Source organism: Cypionkella psychrotolerans (assembly GCF_001294535.1).
Lineage (GTDB): Bacteria > Pseudomonadota > Alphaproteobacteria > Rhodobacterales > Rhodobacteraceae > Cypionkella > Cypionkella psychrotolerans.
This window is the reverse complement of record NZ_LGIC01000043.1, coordinates 1-2031: the sequence shown is the minus strand read 5'-3', so window position 1 is coordinate 2031 and position 2031 is coordinate 1. Positions and strand designations below refer to the sequence as shown.

Annotated in this window: 2 protein-coding genes; both read right to left on the bottom strand. The window is 61.1% G+C overall.

Going from position 1 to position 2031, the window contains the following annotated elements; all coding sequences use genetic code 11:
- Nucleotides 1-1323 (bottom strand): efflux RND transporter permease subunit (locus AKV04_RS09900; protein WP_162232855.1); only part of this gene is annotated, 1323 nt, incomplete at its 3' end.
- The coding region (locus AKV04_RS09895; protein WP_156317454.1) for an efflux RND transporter periplasmic adaptor subunit at nt 1320-2031 on the bottom strand (712 nt) is incomplete at its 5' end. The genes AKV04_RS09900 and AKV04_RS09895, both read right to left, overlap by 4 nt.

The window sequence follows — 2031 nt, the reverse complement described above, 5'->3', positions numbered from 1 at the left end:
GAAGAACAGCCCCGGGCCAACCTCTGCCGCCGCTTCGATCAGAATTTCGACCCTTGGCTTGCCGGGTTCGGCGCGTTCCAGATGCTTGTGCGCGTTCTCGATCATCACAATCGCCGCGTCGATCATCGCCCCGATGGCAATCGCAATGCCGCCAAGGCTCATGATATTGGATCCAAGCCCCAGAAACTTCATCGCCGAAAACGCCATCAGGATGCCGACCGGCAACATGATGATCGCTACCAAAGCCGAGCGGACGTGCAGCAGGAAGATGATGGTGACGGCCGCCACCACAAGACTCTCCTCCAGCAAGGTGCCTTTCAGAGTTTCAATCGCCGAGTTGATCAGGGTTGACCGGTCATAGACCGGCACGATTTCAGTGCCCGCGGGCAACGCCTTTTGCACATCGGCCAAAGCGGCCTTGGCATTGTCGATCACCGTCAGGGCGTTCGAGCCGACCCGTTGCAGCACGATGCCACTGGCGACCTCGCCATCGCCGTTCAACTCGGTGATGCCGCGCCGTTCATCGGGCACGATTTCCACCTGCGCCACATCTGACAGCCTTAAGGGCACGCCGGATTTGGTCATCAGGGTGATGTTTTCAATATCGGCGGTACCCTTCAGATAGCCGCGCCCGCGCACCATGAATTCAAACTCCGAGATTTCAATAGTGCGCCCGCCGGTATCCATATTGCTGTCGCGCACCGCCTGGCCGATGTCAGCCAGCGTCACGCCCTGTGCTCGCATCCGGGCCGGATCGACGACAATGGAATATTGCTTCACAAATCCACCGACGCTGGCCACCTCGGACACGCCATCGGCCTTTGAGGCGGCAAAGCGCACCACCCAGTCCTGCAAACTGCGGAGTTCGGCCAGCGACAATTCCTTGCCGACCAGCGCGTATTGATAGACCCAGCCAACCCCGGTGGCATCCGGGCCAAGGGCTGGCGTTACCCCGTCGGGTAGCCGACTTGCAGCGGCATTCAGATATTCCAGCACGCGGCTGCGGGCCCAATACGGATCAACGCCGTCTTCGAAAATCACATAGACAAACGACACGCCAAAGAAGGAAAAACCGCGCACCACCTTGGACCTTGGCACGGTCAGCATCGCCGTTGTCAGCGGATAGGTCACCTGATCCTCGACCACCTGCGGCGCTTGGCCGGGGTAATCGGTCAACACGATCACCTGCACATCCGAAAGGTCAGGTATCGCATCGAGCGGCAACGTGCGAATGGCATAGACGCCCCCCGCAACCGCAACCGCGGCGGCAAACAGGATCAGCACCAGATTGCGGGCCGACCAGCCGATCAGTTTGGCGATCATGGCTTTGCCTCCGCCGGGGTCAGCGCCGACAATGCAGCCTTTAGGTTGCTTTCGGCGTCGATCAGGAAATTGGCCGACACTACAACCGTCTCGCCCTCTGCCAAACCTTGCCTGATCTCGACCATGCCCGCGCCGCGCTGGCCAAGTTGCACATCGCGCGGCTCAAAACGGCCCTCGCCGAGATCAACGATCACCACCTGGCGGTCACCGCTGTCGATCACCGCAGAATCCGGCACGGTGACCACAGGGGCCAGCGCACCCGCAGCAATCTCTACATCGGCATACATGTGTGCGATCATGGCACCATCGGGGTTTGGCAGTTCGATCCGGATTTTGGCGGTGCGGGTTTCGGCCTGAGTTTCGGGGTAAATCTGGTCAACCTTGCCGGTGAACGCCCGCCCCGGCATGCTGCGAAAGCGCACGGTGGCCGCAGCACCGCGCTGCACGGACGCCAGTTCATATTCCGGCACATCGGCGATGATCCAGACGGTCGAGGTATCGGCAATGCGAAACAACGTCTCGCCAGCTTCGGCCATCATGCCATCGACCGCCATACGCTCCAGCACCACGCCATCGCGCGGGGCCATCAGGGTGACGGACAGCGGCGGTTTGCCGGTTTTCTCGATCTCGGCGATCATCTCGGCAGGCACGCCAAGGTTCAGCAGGCGTTGCAAGGCACCCCCGCCCCCGGTCTTGCTGCCTATTTTC